Origin of the sequence: Imperialibacter sp. (genome assembly GCF_040222385.1) — a bacterium.
GTDB lineage: Bacteria > Bacteroidota > Bacteroidia > Cytophagales > Cyclobacteriaceae > Imperialibacter.
The window spans coordinates 25,920-43,120 of sequence record NZ_JAVKDF010000054.1 but is presented as its reverse complement, the minus strand read 5'-3'; the positions used below and the strand labels follow the sequence as shown (position 1 = coordinate 43,120).

The window sequence follows — 17,201 nt, the reverse complement described above, 5'->3', positions numbered from 1 at the left end:
CGTATCAATACTGCTCAATACGTGCCATAAATCTCGACTTAGCCGAAATGTTGCCGCTTCAATTTTCCAAATCTGGGAAGGACGCTATCCTTAGATACTGGGCTGACAATTGAAAGCAGATCAGTCTTTGGTGGATTGAATGAGTACTTACTAAAATTCAACTAATTGTTATAATTTTGTTATTACTTTTACTAAATTTAAGAATGGTTAAATCTCTCACCACCGTAGGAAACAGTCAGGCTATTATTCTTCCAAAACACCTCATAGAAAAGTATCATTTGGAGAAGGTAACCCTTGAGGAAACAAGTGAAGGAATACTTATAAGGCCTCATAAATCTGCTGACAATCCATTTCAGAAGAAGGTAGAAGCGGCAAGAGCGTCAAAAGCCCAAATTTATGAGAGAATGAGGGCTGCTGCCAATGATCCTGAAATCATCGATTTCTATCAGCAGGAGAGCCAGTGGGCAGATATTGACTTAAACATTTCGGACGAATGACAGCAGGTGAGGTTTGGGAGGTTAATTTTTCGCCTCAGGTGGGCGATGAAATCAGAAAAACCCGGCCTGCTATTGTGGTCAACAACGATACGATGGGGGCACTCGACCTCAAAGTGGTAGTACCTGTAACTGACGGCTTAAAGGTGCCTAAGGAATGGCATGTCGTCTTGACACCCTCGCCTTCCAATGGGCTGACTAAACTAAGCATTGCCGATTGCTTTCAGGTGAAGTCGATCTCCCAGAAAAGATTCATCAGGAGGTTAGGCAAATTGAGCAACGATGAAATGGATGATATAAAGCTGGGCTTGATGAAAGTTCTCGATTTGCTGTAACTAGCCTTTTACACACTCACCATCACAAGCTTCTTCGTTTCGAAAAACTCTTCCTTAAAGAAGTCGCTGAGGTCATGCACATGGTGAGGGTAATCGATCTCTGAGAGTTCTTCGTCCAGGTCGCCGCCTTTAAGGCACAGAATGCCATTGGGGACGGAGTGCTTAGGCGTTTTACTAATTTTATTTTCAACCCATTCTATAAAGGGCTTCAGGCGAGTGACCGCCCGGCTTACGACAAAATCCCATTCGCCTTTCTGTTCTTCGGCTCTGCCGTGAATAGCCGTTACGTTTTGGATGCCTGCCCCTTTGCAGACCTCTTTTACCACCAATATCTTTTTGCCAATCGAGTCGACAAGTGTGAATTCGGCCTCAGGAAAGAGGATAGCGAGAGGGATACCAGGAAAGCCACCACCAGTGCCGACGTCTAAAATCTTTGTTCCTGGTTGAAATGAAACCAGTTTGGCAATAGCCAGCGAGTGCAACACGTGGTGAAGGTAGAGTTGCTCAATGTCTTTCCTGGAAACGACGTTGATCTTGGAGTTCCAGTCTTCGTAAAGAGGGTAAAGGGCTGTGAATTGCTCTTTTTGCCGAGGCGATAGATCAGGGAAATAGCGGAAGATGAGGTCTTGATTCAAGGTCTTGATTATTTTAAGTCTGTCAGGGGACAGACCAAGGGGGATTGAGGAAGCTCCCGTTCATTCCCATGGCCTGTCCCCTGACAGGCCTCACTAAAGTTCAGATATCATCCTCAGATATCATCCTCAGATATGATCTTTTTTCTCTTTCACCAGGTCGTACATCAGCTCCCGAGCCCTGTGCAGTTGCGCCTTCACTGTGCCCAGTGGTGCCTCAAGCTCCACGGCTATTTCTTCATAGCTTAGCTCGTCGAAATAGCGAAGACGCACCAGCTTCTGGTACTTGGCGGGCAGTTTGTTCACAAACATCTGCACAATCTCTATCTTTTGCGTTTTGATGGTTTCCTCTGCTGGGTTCAGGTTCTCATCCTGAACATCAATATTCACAGAGTCTCCACTTTCGTCAGTAAAACTGGTGTTGAGGCTATAGGTGTCCAGCTTCTTTTTCCTGATAAAGTCGATGGCATTGTTAGTAGCTATGCGAAACAGCCAGGTGCTAAATGTGTAGTCTTTCTTGAATTTGTGAAGGTTGCGAAAGGCCTTGGCAAATGCCTCAATGGTCAGGTCCTCAGCATCGTCAATGTTCCTCACCATTTTGAGGATCATGTGATAAACGGGCTTTTTGTATAGCTGCATCAAATCTGCATAGGCATGTTCCTCCCCGTCGACCGTGGCTTTGTCGATCAGCTTGAAATCCCGTAATGCTTTGTCAGAAAATTGTTTGTTTACGTCCATTTAACCCGTTTAGCAAATGTAGCCCTGCCACCAACAAGAAGCAGGTATACTCCATAAAATAAATCAATTACTGGTAGCGCCCAGTAAGAAAAACGATGTCCGGTTAGCCGATGGAAGTAACTCAACAAGCCCAAGGTCAATACTTCCCTGCCCAAAAAACCTCCCAAAGCCCAATAGGGTTGGGTATTTGAAAGGGCTAAAATAAGCAAAGTCACCCAAAATCCTATCTGGGAAAACGACCAGAGGCCTAAATTAATTTTATCCCCGGCATTATATCTTTTGCCCACCGAAAGGTGCCTTAGCTTCTGCGTCCAATAGGTGCCAAATGATTTTTTTGGGTGAGAGTAAACCAGTGCCTGTGGGTTCACAATGGCCACCGTGTTTTGCGAAGTGGCATGGGCATTTACGTACAAATCATCGTCTCCTCCGGTCACTTTCAAATGCGCATTGAAACCTTTGTTGTCAAGAAAGAACGACTTCCGGTAAGCCAGGTTGCGTCCAACTCCCATAAAGGCGCCACCCACACCAGCCGACCCGAGGTAGTTGATGCCCGTGATAGTGGTTTCCCACTGAATGAAATTATTAAGAAAGCCCTTTTCAGTGTAGTATGGGGAATACCCGAGCACGAATTGAATTTTTTCTGAGCTGAATCCTTTAGCCATTTCTGCCACCCATTGGTCGGAAGCCGGGCGACAGTCGGCGTCGGTGAGCAGCACAATGTCGTTGGCCGCTGCTTTTATCCCCAGTGTCAGGCCATACTTCTTGCCGTTGACATGGTTGGGTGAGCTGTCTACACGCACCATTTTGAGCTTGGGCGTGCTGTCTTTTAGCGCCAGCAAGTAGTCGTAGGTGCCATCATTGCTGCGGTCGTCCACAATGATTACCTCAAAGTTGGGGTAGTTCTGGGCCAGAAGGAGCGGAATAAGCTCCTTCAGGTTTTCCTCTTCGTCGTGAGCGCAAACAATCACGGAAACACCTGCTTCTGTTTTGGTGAGCTTTTTCTGCTGCGTATTGACTTTGCTTAAACCAATCCACCATTTGAATTGAAAGAAAAGATGAATGAAAAGAAAAAAACCACACAAGGCTGGTACTAAATACTCCATGTAGAACGCTCAAGTTTTCAAAAGCACCAAAGATAGGTTTTTTAGCCAATTAGATGATCGAATTGCAGGGCTAAATATGAAGTGATGATTTTCAGTAGTGGTGCACAAAAAAAGGAGCGACAGGTGCCGCTCCTTTTCAAACTCCAACAACGAACTATCAATTATTCAGAAATCAGTTACCTCTTGTGCTTAGCTGACGAGCCGTTGCGGTTGTCGCCGGCGTCACAGGTTGAAGACCTCTTCTGTAACCAGTACTTTCTGTTTTGCTATTAGTATCCGTCACTCTGCTTTCGCTGGCCTGGCCACGGTACTTATCATTTGAGCTGCCTTTTCCAGTGTTTTGGTTGTTGTCACGGCGCCCATCTTTATCATAACTCTTTCCATTCTGGCTATCACGGTATTGATTATTGTCACGACGGTCGTTATCATATTTGCCATGTTGCTGACCTTTCTGATGGTTGTTGTTGCCATATTTGTGGTCATTGCTATGATGGTACTTGTCATGATGACCCTTGCCGTGGGCGTATCCTTTGTTATAGTAATGATACTTGCTGGCAACCACTATTGGTCTTGGGCGGTAGTACCTCTCATAGTGATTAGCATGGAACCCACAGTAGCTGTCACAAATGTGATGAGCAAAGTGGGAGTTCACGATCTGCACCGAATTGAGGATTCGCCCGTAGTGATCAATATTCACTGACAGGAAGGTGCCTCTGTTTTCAAGGATTATTTCGAAGTCAATGAAACCTCTGTAAGGTACCTGCCGAACATGGACTACATCGTAGCCGTAGTAAGAGCGATTTATTTTGTACATCACTGCCTGCGGAACATTCCAGCTCAGCTGGTCACCGTAGCTGCTATAATAGAAAGCAAATGAAGGTTGTGAAACAGCTTCTGTAGTACTAACCAGTACCAGCAAGCTCAAACTCAGAATTAATGTAGAAGTTTTCATGACCGTAATTGTTTGGTTCTGGTCTGATATATGCAAATGGCGGGCCAAAAACACAAGTAGTTATATGTCAATTAGTTAAGTTCGTTTTGGAGGGCGGGTGAAGAATAGAGTGGAGTCATCGTACCTCCGAATCATATTGACATGAGGAAGACTGATTAGGAAAAGACCGGGAGTATTTCTCATTTTACCCCGAGTTTTTTGGTGTACATCGAAGTTTTTTGAGCGTTCGATGGGCGGGCTATTTCTTCGTGGAAATAATTAATCACAAAAACACAAGAAGATGAAAGCTAAATCGATTATAGGAATGCTTGCCCTGGTAATGGCGGCATCCTCATGCACTGTTCAGTCGTTGCACCCCTTGTACGATGAAAAAACTATGATCTATGAGCCCTTTTTGGAAGGAGAATGGATAGATGATGATGGCAATAGCTGGGTAATTAATAGAGCTCAAAGGCCGGATGCCAATCAACTGAAGAAGGAGTTGGTAAACCCCAAGGCCTATCAAATAACCTACCATGGAGATTCGGTTGAAACCAACCTCGATGCCTATATGGTGAAACTGGATGGGACCTATTTTATCGATCTGTTTCCAGCAGAAAACTATGACAAAGAAATAGGAAACGACATACTCCTGGGGAATTTACTTCCTGTTCATACCTTTTCAAAGGTGGAAACGCAGGATGACAGTTTATACATCTATCAGTTTGACAGTGAATGGCTCAGCGATCTGATAAAAAACAACCAGATCAGAATTTCTCATGAAGTGGTGAAAGCGCATGGTGCCGACAGGGTAGTGTTGACGGCGTCAACGAATGAGCTTCAAAAGTTTGTGGCGAAATATCACAATGACCCCAAAGCTTTCAGCGAACCTGATAAGTTTGTCAGAAAGCGCCAGTAAATGATGAAAAGTAGTAAGCAGTTGTTCAAAAAGACAGTATCCAACAGGTTGGTGCAGCACCTGGCCTTTTGGGTGCTGTCCTTTTATGTGTTGCTGCGGATTTTTTCTACCGACAGCGAGATTCGTAACATTGATTACATCTACGACGGGTTGTTTCATTTTACGCTGATCATACCCGTTTACCTCAATCTCCTTGTTCTGATCCCGAAACTGCTGGACAAGGGCAGGTACTTTCTTTACATCGGCCTTGCAAGTCTTTCTATTCTGATTTTCAGCCAGCTCAATATCTGGTTCTTCGATTATTTGGTCGACTTCCTGCTGCCCGGCTACTATTTCATCAGCTACTATGAGCTGCCTGACATTGTTCAGTTTTTTCTCGTTTACGTAGGTGTGAGCACTTTGTTGAAGCTATCGAAGGGCTGGTTTCAGCTAGCCGAAGCGAAGACCAAACTGGCAGAGACCCGACAAGAAAAGCTCGATGCGGAGTTGGAGGCACTCAAGTCGCAGGTCAACCCACATTTTCTTTTCAATAGCCTCAACAACCTTTATGGTCTTTCGCTGAAAGGGGATAAGAAGACGCCAGCCTCGATATTGAAGTTGTCGGAGGTTTTACGCTATATGATTTACGAAGCAAAAGATGAGAAGGTACGGCTTGAAAAGGAGATAGCTTTTATCGAGAATTACATCAACCTGCAACGGTTGCGATCCGATCACCATGCCAGGATATCATTAGAAATCGTTGGCGAGGTAAGAGAACAAAGAATTGCTCCATTACTGTTTATTCCATTTGTTGAAAACAGCTTTAAGCACGGCATAAAAGGGGAAACAGGCGATTCCTATGTTGATGTGAAAATGGAAGTTGGGGACGATTTTGTCGATTTTACTTGTCGCAATAATGTGGGAAGTATTGACGATGTGGAGCAAAAGAAATACGGGGGCATAGGGCTGGAGAATGTGAAAAAGCGGCTTGAGTTGATATATGAAGACCGCTATACCCTGGAGTTGGATGAAGCGGAGGACGAGTATAAAGTTCACTTAACAATAGAACTACGATGAAACTCAGGTGTCTTATTGTGGATGACGAACCACTGTCGCAAGAGGTAATTGAAGGCTATGTGACCGACACGCCACAGTTGGAATTGGTGGCCAAATGTAGCAATGCGCTGGAGGCTGCATCGGTACTGAAAAGCCAAACCATCGATTTGGTATTTCTCGACATCAACATGCCCAAACTGTCGGGTATCAGTCTGGTGAAATCCTTGACCAAACCACCAGCAGTTGTGTTCATCACTGCCTATCCAGAGTTTGCAGTGGAAGGCTTTGAGGTGGAGGCCGTCGACTATCTCCTGAAGCCATGTTCCTTCGAGCGGTTTCTGAAGGCGGTGGGTAAAGTTGAAAACTATTTGCAGGCCTCAGGAAGAAAACAGGAGACAGACTATTTTGTAGTCAAGGCTGATAAAAAGCTGCACAAAATAGCGCTGGAGGATATTCTTTATTTTAAGTCGATTGGCGACTATGTCAAGGTGTATACCCGTGACAAAGTATTAATCACCAACGAGATTTTAAGAAACATTGAGGAAGGTTTACCCTCAGCGAAATTTATCAGACTGCATAAATCCTTCATCGTTTCACTGTCAGCGATTCAGTACCTGGAAGGCAATCAGGTGAAAGTGGGAGAGGAGATGTTGCCGGTAGGCCTGACTTACAAGGATAAATTGATGGAGAGGTTGGGGGGGTAAGGTTAAAGCAAGCTGCCTGCTTCGTTGTCGACCATTATATATGCCTGCGGAGTCACATGCACGATGCTGGCAGGCAAACTCTCGATTGGCTGCGAGGCTATCACTTTAGCTATAATGCCCGCTTTCTTTTCTCCATTGGCCATAATAATGGGCAGCCTGGCTTCCTGAAAATGCTTCAATCCCATGGTGATGCCGGTAGAGAGTTTCGTTTCTCCAGGAAAGTATTTTTTGCCAACCGTGATGGTTTCTTCTGCCAGCTGGCTAATGTGGGCATACGTACCGAAGGCCGTGTTCGGCTCATTCATACCAATGTGGCCATTGAGGCCAATACCAACCAGCATCACATCCAGGCCCCCATGTTGGTGGATCAGCTCATTTACCTCATCACATTGCGCCTGCACGTTGGGTTGGGTGCCGTCAAAGAAAACGATTTGCTTTTCTGGAATGTTCAGCGGTTCGAACAGGTCTTCATCCATCATTTGGCGGCATGAGCCTTTGGTGGTGCCGTTCATACCATTCCATTCATCCAGGCCAACAAACGTCCAGTTCGAGGTATCCAGCTTGCCAGACTTCACGTCTTCCACGAAGCATTTGAAGACACCAATCGGCGTATGGCCTGAGGCCAGGCAGACCAGAGGATTGGACTTGTTCTTCACGCTTTCGATGATCAGGTCAGCGGTCTTGCGGGATAGCTCTTCGTAGGTGGTGTAGGTTTGGATGGTCATATCGTCTGAGGTGTTTTGGACTGGCGAAGATAGTGTGTCGAGCCTGGGTTACCAATATATGTCGTCCCGACGGGACTAAGGTCTCTCGATCTGATAAAACTGAAGGTGTTTCGCCTTTAAGATCACCAAACGGTTGTTCTGATCGGGGTAGTGCCGTTTCGGCCGATGTGATTACCGGAGTTTCCGAGTCCCGTAGGGACGAAATGTCGGTATAACTCGTAAGCTAGATGAAGAACAGAATCCCGTAGGGATGGCATATGGGTCTTAGGCTTGCGAGTTGGGATTTGCGACGATACTTGCATCGCATTCTCTCTCTATTGCCAATTATTACACTATTTTTGCACCTGTTTTTAAAAGGGATGCAATTTAAACTTCAAGCCACAGACAAAGGATCGAAAGCAAGGGCCGGACAGCTAAGTACAGGGCACGGTGAGATTCAGACCCCCATCTTCATGCCGGTAGGCACAGCGGGCTCCGTAAAGGGCGTGCACCAACGAGAACTAAAGGAGGATATCAAAGCACAGATCATCCTTGGCAACACGTACCATCTTTATCTCAGGCCGGGCCTGGATATTCTCAAGCCTGCCGGAGGGCTTCATGGCTTCAATGGTTGGACGGGGCCGATCCTTACCGATAGCGGAGGCTATCAGGTTTATTCCCTGGCCGATCAACGGAAAATCACAGAGGAAGGCGTAAAGTTCAAGTCACACATTGACGGCTCCAATCATCTTTTCACGCCTGAAAATGTGATGGATATCCAGCGCACCATTGGCGCTGACATCATCATGGCTTTTGACGAGTGCCCGCCTTTTCCCTGTGAGCTGGACTACGCAAAAAAGTCAATGGAGATGACCCACCGTTGGCTGGACAGGTGCATCAGCCATCTGCAAACGACAGAACCCCTTTACGGGCACGAGCAGGCGCTGTTTCCCATAGTGCAAGGCAGTGTGGACAAAGAACTCCGTACGGTTTCTGCAGAGTACATTGCTTCCAGAGGCATGGATGGCAATGCTATTGGTGGCTTGTCGGTGGGCGAGCCTGCTGAGTTTATGTACGAAATGACAGACCTTGTTTGTAATATACTACCTGCCGACAAACCCCGTTATCTGATGGGAGTAGGCACGCCAGCCAACATCCTGGAGTGCATTGCCCTGGGGGTGGATATGTTCGACTGCGTGATGCCAACCAGAAATGCCAGAAACGGCATGTTGTTTACTTCTGAGGGGATTATCAATATCAAAAATGAGAAATGGAAAGACGATTTTTCGCCGATTGACGAAACAGTTGGTGGGTATGCCAGCACGTTCTATTCCCGGGCTTACCTGCGTCACCTCATCATGAGCAAGGAAATGTTGGGGGCACAAATAGCTACGGTTCACAATCTTACTTTTTATCTTTGGCTGGTTAATACAGCAAGGGAAAAAATCATTGATGGTACTTTTGCCAACTGGAAAGATATTATGGTGAAGAAGGTAAGCCACCGTTTGTAGCGAAATGAAGCTGATCGACAAATACATACTCAAGAAATTTCTCGTCACATTCTTTTTTGTGATGGTGATGCTTGTGTCTGTCATCTGTGTAATCGATTTCACTGAGAAGAATGATAAGTTCATCAAAAATGGTTTGGAAGCTGCGATCATCTTCAAATATTACCTCACTGTTTTTCCTTTCTTCGCCAGCTTAATCACCCCCATCACTGTTTTCATTGCTACTGTATTCATCACAGCCAATATGGCCGCCCGGACAGAAATAATTGCCATTCTGGCCAGCGGCATCAGCTTCAAACGCATGCTTGTACCCTATGCTATAGGTGCTGTTCTTATCGCCATACTCACATTTTTTTTTAACGGATACATCATTCCTAATGCCAATAAATTCAGGATTGGCTTCGAAGTGGCCTACGTGAAAAAGGCATTTTATTTTGTTGAGAGAGATATTCACATGAAGGTAGGAGATGACACCTACCTGTACCTCCAGAGTTATAATAACAGCTCGGACGTGGCCTACAAAGTAACGCTGGAGAAGATAGAGGGAGATCAGATGAAAGCCAAGCTGGTAGCTAACCGAATGGACTGGGACTCAACAACCCACAAGTGGAAGGTAATCAACTGGCAGCTACGGGAGATTGATGGTTTTGAAGAGAAAATAACAGCAGGAACTCAACTTGATACGGCATTGAGCCTGTCTCCGGCGGATTTTACCAACAACTATGGTCGCCAGGAGACCATGAACATGAATGAATTGGAAGAGCACATTCAATTGCAAACCGCCAGAGGAGCGGAGGATGTGGTGATTTACAAAATTGAGAAATATATCCGCTATATGCAGCCATTTGCCGTCATCATCCTCACGTTTATAGGAGTGATTGTTTCAGCAAGAAAGTCGAGAGGAGGCACTGGCTACCTTATCGCCCTGGGCTTTGCCCTGGCTTTTTTGTATATCATTTTCTACACGTTTTCAAGGGCAGTTGCCGAAGCAGGCTCAATGGATCCCATACTGGCAGTTTGGCTGCCTAATATTGTATTTGGTACTATTGGAGGGCTCATGTACTTCACGCTTCCCCGATGACGAGTCAGTACACCAAAGACTATCTACAGCTCCATTTCATTGTTTTCTTATGGGGCTTCACAGCCATATTGGGCATGCTGGTGAGCATGCCGTCGGTGGAGCTGGTTTTTTACCGCACATTCATTTCAGCCATCGCACTGGCCATAATGCTGCTCGTTGGAAAGAAAAGCTTTGCAATAGGCACTAAGGACATTGTTAAAACGCTTGGTACAGGCATTATCATCGGCGTACATTGGATACTTTTTTTTGCCGCCGCCCGGCTCTCCAATATCTCGGTTTGCCTGGCCGGAATAGCCACCATTTCGTTATGGACTAGCCTTTTGGAACCTCTCATGACCAAAAAGCGTGTGAAGGGCTTTGAGGTTGTGCTGGGGCTGATGGCGATAGTGGGCATCGTTATTATTTTCAATGTGGAGTTCAAGTATGCCTGGGGCCTTTTCGTGGCCATAGTTTCGGCATTTCTGGCCGCCGTGTTTACGGTCATCAACTCCCAGTTCACGCAGCGGCATTACCATTTCACGGTCACGTTTTATGAAATGATTGGCGCCTCACTGAGCATCATTCTGTTCTTCCCGATCTATGGGGCTTACTTTTCCGATGGGGTTCAGCTTGGGTTGCATGGCTACGACCTGCTCTGGCTCACAATTCTGGCGCTCGCCTGCACGGTGTATGCCTATTCTGAGTCGGTGAAGCTGATGAAAAGGATTCCGGCCTTTGCCGTCAATTTAGCGGTCAACCTCGAGCCTATTTACGGGATTATTCTGGCGCTTGTGATTTTCGGAGAGCAAGAGAAAATGAAACCGGGATTTTATCTGGGGACACTTGTTATTTTATCGTCTGTGCTGGTGTACCCATGGATCAATAGGTACTACAAGAGAAAAGCACTGGAGACCGATGTGTTGCGGTGATTAGAGCATAGTGGTCCAGCTACTCATTTCACCTGCCAGTCTTGCTTTCGGTTTGTCTTCGAAAATTCCATACATCGTTGAACCGGAGCCTGTCATGCTGGCATAAACGGCCCCTTTGGCATAAAGCTTTTCTTTTACTTCCTTCAGAGCAGGGTGGTTGGGGAAGACAGATTGCTCAAAGTCATTTACCAACTGGCCTTTCCATTTTCCAATGGGCTGGGAAAGGATATCAGTGATGCCGTGCTGCTTATCATTGGGTTCTACACCAGCGTAGGCCTCTTTCGTTCCGATGTGAATACCAGGGAATACAAGCAGCAGATGGTACCCTTCGAGGTCAATAGGGAAGGGCGTTAGCTCAGTTCCCCGACCAAGCGCCATGGCCGGCTGGTTTTTCACAAAAAAGGGGCAATCACTACCAAGCTGAGCTGCGTAGTCTTCCAGCTGAGTGTCGCTCAGCCCCAGCGCAAATTTTTTATTGAGCATCACCAGCATAAAAGCGCCATCGGCAGAGCCGCCGCCGAGCCCAGCTCCCATAGGGATGGCTTTGTGGAGGTGGATGCTGATGGGAGGGAGTTGGAAATCCTTTTGAAGTAACTGATAGGCTTTCAGGCAAAGATTGTCGTCACTATTGCCGGGGATGGGCAAACCCGATGATGTAAATGACAAGGGTTTAGCTTCCACTATTTCTAACACATCCTGTAGCGGAATAGGCAGAAAGAGACTAGAAATGTCGTGATACCCATCCGTTCTTTTGCAAAGGATATGAAGTCCCAGATTGATTTTAGCGTTGGGGAAGGTGATCACTGAGGGCTTTGGTTGTAGTCCGAAATTCTTTGCAAGGCGTATTGATCAGGCAATGATAACCAACTGACAGGTAGTTAAACGGAGATGCCTGCTTTCGCAGGCACGACGATCCGTATACGCAAAGTTATTTCAATTACTTATTGAACATTTCAATCACCTCTTCAGAGATACCTGTGCTGGAGTATCCACCATCATGGTACAAGTTCTGCATCGTTACCATGCGGGTAAGGTCTGAGAAAAGCGAAATGCAGTAATCGGCACAAGCGCCGGCTGGTGCGTTACCCAATGGCGACTGCTTGTCGGCAAAGTCATAAAAGCTCTGGAAGCCGTCGATGCCTGACCCGGCTGTTGTTTTTGTAGGCGATTGAGAGATCGTATTCACCCTCACGTTCTTCGCTTTTCCCAGTCTGTATCCGTAGCCTCTGGCAATGGATTCCAGCACAGCTTTGGCATCGGCCATATCAGTGTAGAATGGGTACGTGCGCTGAGCGGCTATGTAAGACAAACCAACTATGGAGGCCCACTCGTTCAGTGCGTCCTGCTTCTCGGCCACGTGCATCATTTTATGAAAGGAAAGAGCGGAAATATCAATAGACTTCTGAAACCAGTCGTAGTTCAGCTCACCGTACGACTTCCCTTTGCGGATGTTAGGTGACATGCCGATAGAGTGCAGCACGAAGTCAATTTTTCCACCCAATATTTCTGTCGACTTGCTGAAAAGGTTTTCCAGTTCTTCCACAGATGTGGCGTCGGCTGGAATGATTTCCGCATTGCAGGCCTTGGCCAGGTCGTTTATTTTGCCCATTCGCATGGCGATAGGTGCATTGGTAAGGGTGAAAGTTGCACCTTCGGCGTGGGCTTTTTCAGCCACATGCCAGGCAATGGAGTTTTCATCCAATGCGCCAGAAATGATTCCTCTTTTTCCTTTTAATAGATTATAAGCCATAGTTCTTGTTTTAAGCGAATGTAATATGGGCAAAAATAGAAAAATTTAACTCAATCCTGCTGTAGTAGCTCCCGTGCGTTTTGCAGCGCCGATGCGGTAGGGGAGGCGCCGGCAATCATCTTGGCAATTTCGTTGACTCTTTCCTCTTCTTCCAGAAGTTTTACCTTGCTCACGGCTTTGTCGCTGCTGTTGTCTTTGTAAACAAAATAATGGGCATCGCCCCTGGCTGCAAACTGAGGCAGGTGGCTGATGGAGATTACCTGGTGCTTCATGGCCATTGTTTTCATCATTCCCACCATCTTGTTGGCGATCTCACCAGAAATGCCTGTGTCAATCTCATCGAAAATGATGGTAGGTAAAGCAGTTTTGTCTGTGAGGATATATTTGATAGCAAACATGAGCCGTGAAAATTCACCACCAGAGGCTACGTCTTTGAGTTCCCTTGGCGTAATGCCCTTGTTGGCGCTGAAAAGGAAGCCAATTTCATCAACACCCGACTCTGTTGGGGGCACCAGCTTGTGGCTTACCTCGAAAGATCCCAAAGGCATGCCGAGCTCTCTTACGATCTCCACTACTGCCTTCGAGAAACTGGCGAAAGCAGACTTTCTATGCTCACTCAACTTAGTAGCCGCCAACGCCAATTCCTTTTCCGCATCATCAAGCTCGTTTTTGGCATCGGTAAGTGTGTCGTCCAGATTTTGGACAAGCCTCACCTTTGCTTCAAGGTTTTGCTGAATAACGAGCAGCTCTTCAATAGAGGCCGCTCTGTGCTTCTGCTGCAGCTGATTGATCAAATCAACCCGCTCTTTTGTCAATTGTATTTTCTCAGGATCGTACTCAATCTGATCGTCTTCTTTTTTTATTTCCTCGCCAATATCCTGTAGCTCAATCACAGCGCTTTCCAGCCGCTCTCTGAGGGCATTGATTTTACCTGAAAATTTACCAGCAGCAGAGAGGGCATGCGTTACCTGCGCCAGTTGGCTTTCAATAGAGAATTCTGCCTCGCTAAGCAACTGCAGGCTTTCATTGAGCCTTAGCTTGATTTCTTCGGCGTGCTCCAAAGTGGCGAGTTCATCCTCCAATTGTTGCTGCTCGTCTGCCTTCAAGGCTGCTTTTTCAAGCTCGGTGTAAAGAAACAGGTTGTATTCCGCCTCCTTTTGCAGCTCAGCACTTTCGGTCACCAATTGCTCGTAAGCTTTCTTTTTCTTTCTGAAGTTTTTGAAAAAGCCGGTATAGCCATCTATCAACGACTGACTGCCAGCATAGGCATCGATCACACCCAGCTGAAACTTATTAGAAGCAAGCAGCAATGTGTCGTGCTGTGAATGGATATCCATTAAATGATCTCCCAGCGACTTGAGCACATCCAGCGTTACGGGTGTGTCGTTCACAAAGGCCCTCGATTTGCCGGAAGGGCTGATTTCCCTTCGGATCAGCGTTACTGCCTCGTAGTCAAGTTCATTTTCCTCAAAAAGCGGGGCCAATCTGTAGGCGGAAACATCAAAAGAGCCTTCCACTACACACTTTTCATTTTCGTTGTAGAGCGACTTGGTGTCGGCCCTGTTGCCAAGCAGCAGGCCAACGGCTCCCAGCATAATGGACTTACCTGCGCCAGTTTCACCTGTTATCATGTTCAGCCTGGGCGATGGCGTCATCTCCAGGTGTTCAATGAGTGCATAGTTTTTAATGAGCAAGTGTTTTAGCATGGTTGCCGGTTACTCCCTATTGTCTTTGCGTTAAGGAAGCCAAAAATATAAGTTTAAATGTTTTGAAAGCCGAGTTGAGTGGAGAATTCTTTAAAAGAATCCCTCACTTCCAACGCTCAATTCTTGAGGATTGCCTGAAGCTTATCGTTTTCTCCCGGGTCTAGTTTGGTCAGGATGTCATAAGCCTGTTGCCGAACCGATCTATCTCCCTGTGAGTAAATATTTACCAGCTCATCCAGTTTGGCATCCATGAAAGCGATGGGGTAAATACTATTAGGCCTTACGGCTTTTACTTGTTGGATTTTTTTTAGTGTCTCGAGCATCGCCACCCTGGATTCGTTTGGCTTTTCCTGAAAGAGGTCGAGACCTTTCAGATGGTAGTCGTAGGATGCTTCACGTAGGGGGATCATGGCAGCATTCATCAGGTTTTCTGTGAGCCAGTAGCGGTTTCGGTTGTTCCCAAACTGATCCCAGCCAACGGCTCCCGACTGCTGGGCATTGTTAACAACAAGAAACGCCTTTTCGAAATAAGGCGTGCCTCCCATTTTTGAGTACGTGTCGTAGTCCATGCCCAGAATGATGTAGGCATAGTAGGCCAGCATTGATGTGATGTTACTTGTAAAGGCGTTCTCGTTGAACTGCAGGGGCTGCGACTCCGTGTAGTCAAACTGCCAGTCCCGGTCAGCAAAGTTGAAAACAAGCGATTCATACCCCGAATTATATACTGGCCGGGCCGACAGCACTTGCACAGCTGCCTTGAAGTTGCCAACGGAGGGCATTTCCTCCATGTTAATGATGATGTTGCAGTTGATCCGCTCTTCTTGCTTGTAAACGTCGTTCGTCCATTTGCGGCTGTTGAAGAACTGGGTAAATGCCTGCTCCATGTCAGAAAAGATCCGACGTTCGGTGGTTTGCACCTGCTGTGCGTTCACTGTCACTTTGCAATTGAGTTCCTGGGCGTTGGCACTCACTGTCGCACACAAAACGCATGCTATTGCCAGGCTATAAGCCCATTTTTTTGCAAACCACGTCAACAATGTCATTGGCCACTTCCTGTTTAGATTTAAGGTCAAATGTGCTGCTTCCATCATGGTCTAAGATAGTAATCTTATTTGTATCGTGGGCAAATCCCGCTCCCTGGTCTTTCAACGAATTGAGAACGATGAGATTGAAGTTTTTCTTGTGCAGCTTTTCCTTCGCATAAGCTATTTCGTTGGTCGTCTCCAACGCAAAGCCGACAGTAAATTGCTTTTTCTTCTTTTTACCGAGCGTAGCTGCAATGTCCGGGTTCTTCACCAGGTGCAAAGTGAGCGTGTCATCGCTCTTCTTAATCTTTTCCTGTGCGGGTGTGTCGGGGCGGTAGTCGGCTACAGCGGCAGCAAAAACGGCGATATCAACATCGTTAAACAGCACCTCGCAAGCTGTCAGCATTTCTTCAGCCGAACGAACTTTGGTGACGTTAATGGCAGCATGGGAGGCGGAAAGTGACGAGGGACCACTCACTACTTCCACTGTCGCTCCCTGGCTGGCAAACTGCTCTGCCAACGCAAAGCCCATTTTGCCCGTGGAATGATTGCCTATGAAACGAACCGGATCGATTGCTTCGTGTGTTGGGCCAGCCGTGATGAGGACTTTTTTCCCGGCCAGGCGCTGTGTTTTGCTGAAGTACTCCTCCAGATGCTGCACAATATGCTCTGGTTCAGCCATGCGACCCACACCTCTCAGGCCACTGGCGAGCTCGCCATCTTCGGCATCGATGAGCTTATTACCGTAGGACAGAAGCGAGTTGATATTGGCGGTGGTAGATGGATGCTTGTACATGTCGAGATCCATGGCAGGGGCAAAGAACACGGGACAGCGGGCAGAAAGGTAGGTGGCCAGCAGCAGGTTATCGCAAATGCCATTGGCCATTTTCGCCAGGGTGTTGGCACTTGCCGGTGCTACTACCATGGCATCAGCCCATAAGCCAAGCTCTACATGGTTGTTCCAGGTACCGTCGGTCGAGTGAAAGAAGTCGGAATAAACTGCTTTCTTAGAAAGTGTGGAAAGCGTAAGCGGGGTGATGAAGTTTTTGGCGTCGGCAGTGAGAAGTACTTGCACCTCTGCGCCTTGTTTAACGAGTAAACGGGTGAGAAGAGCCGATTTATAAGCGGCAATGCTGCCACAAACACCCAGAAGGATTTTTTTACCTTGAAGCATGTTAATGTAATTGAAAAACTATGAAGCGGCCAAATTCATAACCAAAGGTCAGTTTCAGCCGCTTCATTTTCAAATTAACGCTTTTCAGGCTATTCGAAATGAATTTGGTTGAAGGAAAAGCTAATTAAGCTGTTTCCTCTTCTTCGTTTCTTCTGAAATAAAGCTTTCCTTCCAGAAACTCATCTGTTGCCACGATGGTAGGCTTAGGCATCTTCTCATAGAACTTAGAGATTTCGATCTGCTCTCTGTTCTCGAAAATTTCCTCCAGGTTGTCTACGGTAGAAGCGAATTCAGCCAGCTTATTGCTAAGCTCCTCTTTCATTTCTGCAGAAAGCTGTCTGGCTCTCTTACCAACTATTACTACAGACTCATAAATGTTGCCTGTGGGTTTAGCCAGTTGCGCATTATCACGGGTGATAATAGATGCCTGCGAATTTGTTTTGTTAACTGCCAT

At 46.6% G+C, this 17,201-nt stretch carries 19 protein-coding genes; 8 read left to right on the top strand and 11 right to left on the bottom strand.

Annotated elements, in window-relative coordinates; translation table 11 throughout:
• Positions 1-203: 203 nt before the first annotated feature.
• Both RIG68_RS25550 and RIG68_RS25545 read left to right on the top strand, forming a co-directional pair.
• Positions 204-497, top strand: coding sequence for an AbrB/MazE/SpoVT family DNA-binding domain-containing protein (locus RIG68_RS25550; RefSeq protein ID WP_350129151.1), 294 nt, complete (start codon positions 204-206; stop codon positions 495-497).
• A complete protein-coding gene (locus RIG68_RS25545; protein WP_350129148.1) occupies positions 494-829 on the top strand; it encodes a type II toxin-antitoxin system PemK/MazF family toxin in 336 nt (111 codons plus the stop codon). The genes RIG68_RS25550 and RIG68_RS25545 overlap by 4 nt, the downstream gene beginning before the upstream one ends.
• 8 nt (positions 830-837) lie before the next feature.
• Here the strand turns inward: RIG68_RS25545 and rsmG are convergent, their stop codons facing one another.
• From rsmG to RIG68_RS25525, 4 genes are all read right to left on the bottom strand, one after another.
• A complete protein-coding gene (gene rsmG, locus RIG68_RS25540) occupies positions 838-1,464 on the bottom strand; it encodes a 16S rRNA (guanine(527)-N(7))-methyltransferase RsmG (protein ID WP_350129145.1) in 627 nt (208 codons plus the stop codon).
• Positions 1,465-1,590: 126 nt separating this feature from the next.
• Positions 1,591-2,199, bottom strand: coding sequence for an RNA polymerase sigma factor (locus RIG68_RS25535; protein ID WP_151997501.1), 609 nt, complete (start codon positions 2,197-2,199; stop codon positions 1,591-1,593).
• Positions 2,190-3,302: a glycosyltransferase gene (locus tag RIG68_RS25530; protein WP_350129142.1), complete on the bottom strand. Its 1,113-nt coding sequence runs from the start codon at positions 3,300-3,302 to the stop codon at positions 2,190-2,192. The genes RIG68_RS25535 and RIG68_RS25530 overlap by 10 nt, the downstream gene beginning before the upstream one ends.
• Positions 3,303-3,474: 172 nt before the next feature.
• Positions 3,475-4,254 carry a hypothetical protein gene (locus tag RIG68_RS25525; RefSeq protein ID WP_350129139.1) on the bottom strand — a complete coding sequence of 260 codons (780 nt, stop codon included), beginning with the start codon at positions 4,252-4,254 and terminating at the stop codon, positions 3,475-3,477.
• A gap of 280 nt (positions 4,255-4,534) precedes the next feature.
• Here RIG68_RS25525 and RIG68_RS25520 point away from each other — a divergent pair, with 280 nt between their 5' ends.
• The 3 genes from RIG68_RS25520 to RIG68_RS25510 are packed head-to-tail and all read left to right on the top strand — an operon-like array spanning position 4,535 to position 6,891.
• Entirely contained in the window at positions 4,535-5,152 is a 618-nt protein-coding gene (locus tag RIG68_RS25520; RefSeq protein WP_350129136.1) for a hypothetical protein, read from the top strand.
• Positions 5,153-6,208, top strand: a complete 1,056-nt coding sequence (locus tag RIG68_RS25515; RefSeq protein WP_350129133.1) for a sensor histidine kinase — start codon at positions 5,153-5,155, stop codon at positions 6,206-6,208.
• Positions 6,205-6,891 carry a LytR/AlgR family response regulator transcription factor gene (locus tag RIG68_RS25510; protein WP_350129131.1) on the top strand — a complete coding sequence of 229 codons (687 nt, stop codon included), beginning with the start codon at positions 6,205-6,207 and terminating at the stop codon, positions 6,889-6,891. Before RIG68_RS25515 ends, RIG68_RS25510 begins: the two co-directional genes overlap by 4 nt.
• A gap of 2 nt (positions 6,892-6,893) precedes the next feature.
• Here RIG68_RS25510 and RIG68_RS25505 read toward each other — a convergent pair whose 3' ends face one another.
• Positions 6,894-7,616, bottom strand: coding sequence for a glucosamine-6-phosphate deaminase (locus RIG68_RS25505; RefSeq protein WP_350129128.1), 723 nt, complete (start codon positions 7,614-7,616; stop codon positions 6,894-6,896).
• A 359-nt stretch (positions 7,617-7,975) separates the two neighbouring features.
• On the opposite strand from RIG68_RS25505, the gene tgt reads away from it, so the two are divergent.
• Genes tgt through RIG68_RS25490 form a run of 3 tightly spaced genes read left to right on the top strand, consistent with a single transcriptional unit; the run spans position 7,976 to position 11,092 of the window.
• Positions 7,976-9,106 carry a tRNA guanosine(34) transglycosylase Tgt gene (gene tgt, locus RIG68_RS25500; RefSeq protein WP_350129125.1) on the top strand — a complete coding sequence of 377 codons (1,131 nt, stop codon included), beginning with the start codon at positions 7,976-7,978 and terminating at the stop codon, positions 9,104-9,106.
• Positions 9,107-9,110: 4 nt separating this feature from the next.
• On the top strand, positions 9,111-10,184 hold the full coding sequence (locus RIG68_RS25495) for an LptF/LptG family permease (RefSeq protein ID WP_350129122.1): 1,074 nt from the start codon (positions 9,111-9,113) through the stop codon (positions 10,182-10,184).
• Positions 10,181-11,092: a DMT family transporter gene (locus tag RIG68_RS25490; protein ID WP_350129119.1), complete on the top strand. Its 912-nt coding sequence runs from the start codon at positions 10,181-10,183 to the stop codon at positions 11,090-11,092. The genes RIG68_RS25495 and RIG68_RS25490 overlap by 4 nt, the downstream gene beginning before the upstream one ends.
• On the opposite strand, the gene ispE is transcribed toward RIG68_RS25490, so the two are convergent.
• The 6 genes from ispE to RIG68_RS25460 form a co-directional block, all read right to left on the bottom strand.
• Entirely contained in the window at positions 11,093-11,896 is an 804-nt protein-coding gene (ispE, locus tag RIG68_RS25485; protein WP_350129116.1) for a 4-(cytidine 5'-diphospho)-2-C-methyl-D-erythritol kinase, read from the bottom strand. It lies immediately after the preceding gene.
• Between the two features lie 133 nt (positions 11,897-12,029).
• The gene (locus RIG68_RS25480) at positions 12,030-12,842 is read right to left on the bottom strand and encodes an enoyl-ACP reductase FabI (RefSeq protein WP_151997489.1); all 813 of its coding nucleotides are present in this window, start codon (positions 12,840-12,842) and stop codon (positions 12,030-12,032) included.
• Between the two features lie 50 nt (positions 12,843-12,892).
• Complete coding sequence (recN, locus tag RIG68_RS25475) at positions 12,893-14,548, bottom strand: DNA repair protein RecN (RefSeq protein ID WP_350129113.1); 1,656 nt, start codon at positions 14,546-14,548, stop codon at positions 12,893-12,895.
• Positions 14,549-14,664: 116 nt separating this feature from the next.
• Positions 14,665-15,591, bottom strand: a complete 927-nt coding sequence (porD, locus tag RIG68_RS25470; RefSeq protein WP_350129110.1) for a type IX secretion system protein PorD — start codon at positions 15,589-15,591, stop codon at positions 14,665-14,667.
• Entirely contained in the window at positions 15,551-16,747 is a 1,197-nt protein-coding gene (gene coaBC, locus RIG68_RS25465) for a bifunctional phosphopantothenoylcysteine decarboxylase/phosphopantothenate--cysteine ligase CoaBC (protein WP_350129107.1), read from the bottom strand. Before coaBC ends, porD begins: the two co-directional genes overlap by 41 nt.
• A gap of 124 nt (positions 16,748-16,871) precedes the next feature.
• Positions 16,872-17,201 carry a DNA-directed RNA polymerase subunit omega gene (locus RIG68_RS25460; RefSeq protein ID WP_151997485.1) on the bottom strand — a complete coding sequence of 110 codons (330 nt, stop codon included), beginning with the start codon at positions 17,199-17,201 and terminating at the stop codon, positions 16,872-16,874.

Bases quoted from the DNA above. Each gene is read 5' to 3' on its own strand.
- RIG68_RS25490 (WP_350129119.1), top strand. From the start codon at position 10,181: ATGACGAGTCAGTACACCAAAGACTATCTACAGCTCCATTTCATTGTT.
- coaBC (WP_350129107.1), bottom strand. From the start codon at position 16,747: ATGCTTCAAGGTAAAAAAATCCTTCTGGGTGTTTGTGGCAGCATTGCC.
- RIG68_RS25505 (WP_350129128.1), bottom strand. From the start codon at position 7,616: ATGACCATCCAAACCTACACCACCTACGAAGAGCTATCCCGCAAGACC.
- tgt (WP_350129125.1), top strand. From the start codon at position 7,976: ATGCAATTTAAACTTCAAGCCACAGACAAAGGATCGAAAGCAAGGGCC.
- porD (WP_350129110.1), bottom strand. From the start codon at position 15,591: ATGACATTGTTGACGTGGTTTGCAAAAAAATGGGCTTATAGCCTGGCA.
- RIG68_RS25520 (WP_350129136.1), top strand. From the start codon at position 4,535: ATGAAAGCTAAATCGATTATAGGAATGCTTGCCCTGGTAATGGCGGCA.
- RIG68_RS25545 (WP_350129148.1), top strand. From the start codon at position 494: ATGACAGCAGGTGAGGTTTGGGAGGTTAATTTTTCGCCTCAGGTGGGC.
- recN (WP_350129113.1), bottom strand. From the start codon at position 14,548: ATGCTAAAACACTTGCTCATTAAAAACTATGCACTCATTGAACACCTG.
- RIG68_RS25460 (WP_151997485.1), bottom strand. From the start codon at position 17,201: ATGGCAGTTAACAAAACAAATTCGCAGGCATCTATTATCACCCGTGAT.
- RIG68_RS25480 (WP_151997489.1), bottom strand. From the start codon at position 12,842: ATGGCTTATAATCTATTAAAAGGAAAAAGAGGAATCATTTCTGGCGCA.
- RIG68_RS25495 (WP_350129122.1), top strand. From the start codon at position 9,111: ATGAAGCTGATCGACAAATACATACTCAAGAAATTTCTCGTCACATTC.
- RIG68_RS25525 (WP_350129139.1), bottom strand. From the start codon at position 4,254: ATGAAAACTTCTACATTAATTCTGAGTTTGAGCTTGCTGGTACTGGTT.
- RIG68_RS25515 (WP_350129133.1), top strand. From the start codon at position 5,153: ATGATGAAAAGTAGTAAGCAGTTGTTCAAAAAGACAGTATCCAACAGG.
- RIG68_RS25530 (WP_350129142.1), bottom strand. From the start codon at position 3,302: ATGGAGTATTTAGTACCAGCCTTGTGTGGTTTTTTTCTTTTCATTCAT.
- RIG68_RS25550 (WP_350129151.1), top strand. From the start codon at position 204: ATGGTTAAATCTCTCACCACCGTAGGAAACAGTCAGGCTATTATTCTT.
- RIG68_RS25535 (WP_151997501.1), bottom strand. From the start codon at position 2,199: ATGGACGTAAACAAACAATTTTCTGACAAAGCATTACGGGATTTCAAG.
- RIG68_RS25510 (WP_350129131.1), top strand. From the start codon at position 6,205: ATGAAACTCAGGTGTCTTATTGTGGATGACGAACCACTGTCGCAAGAG.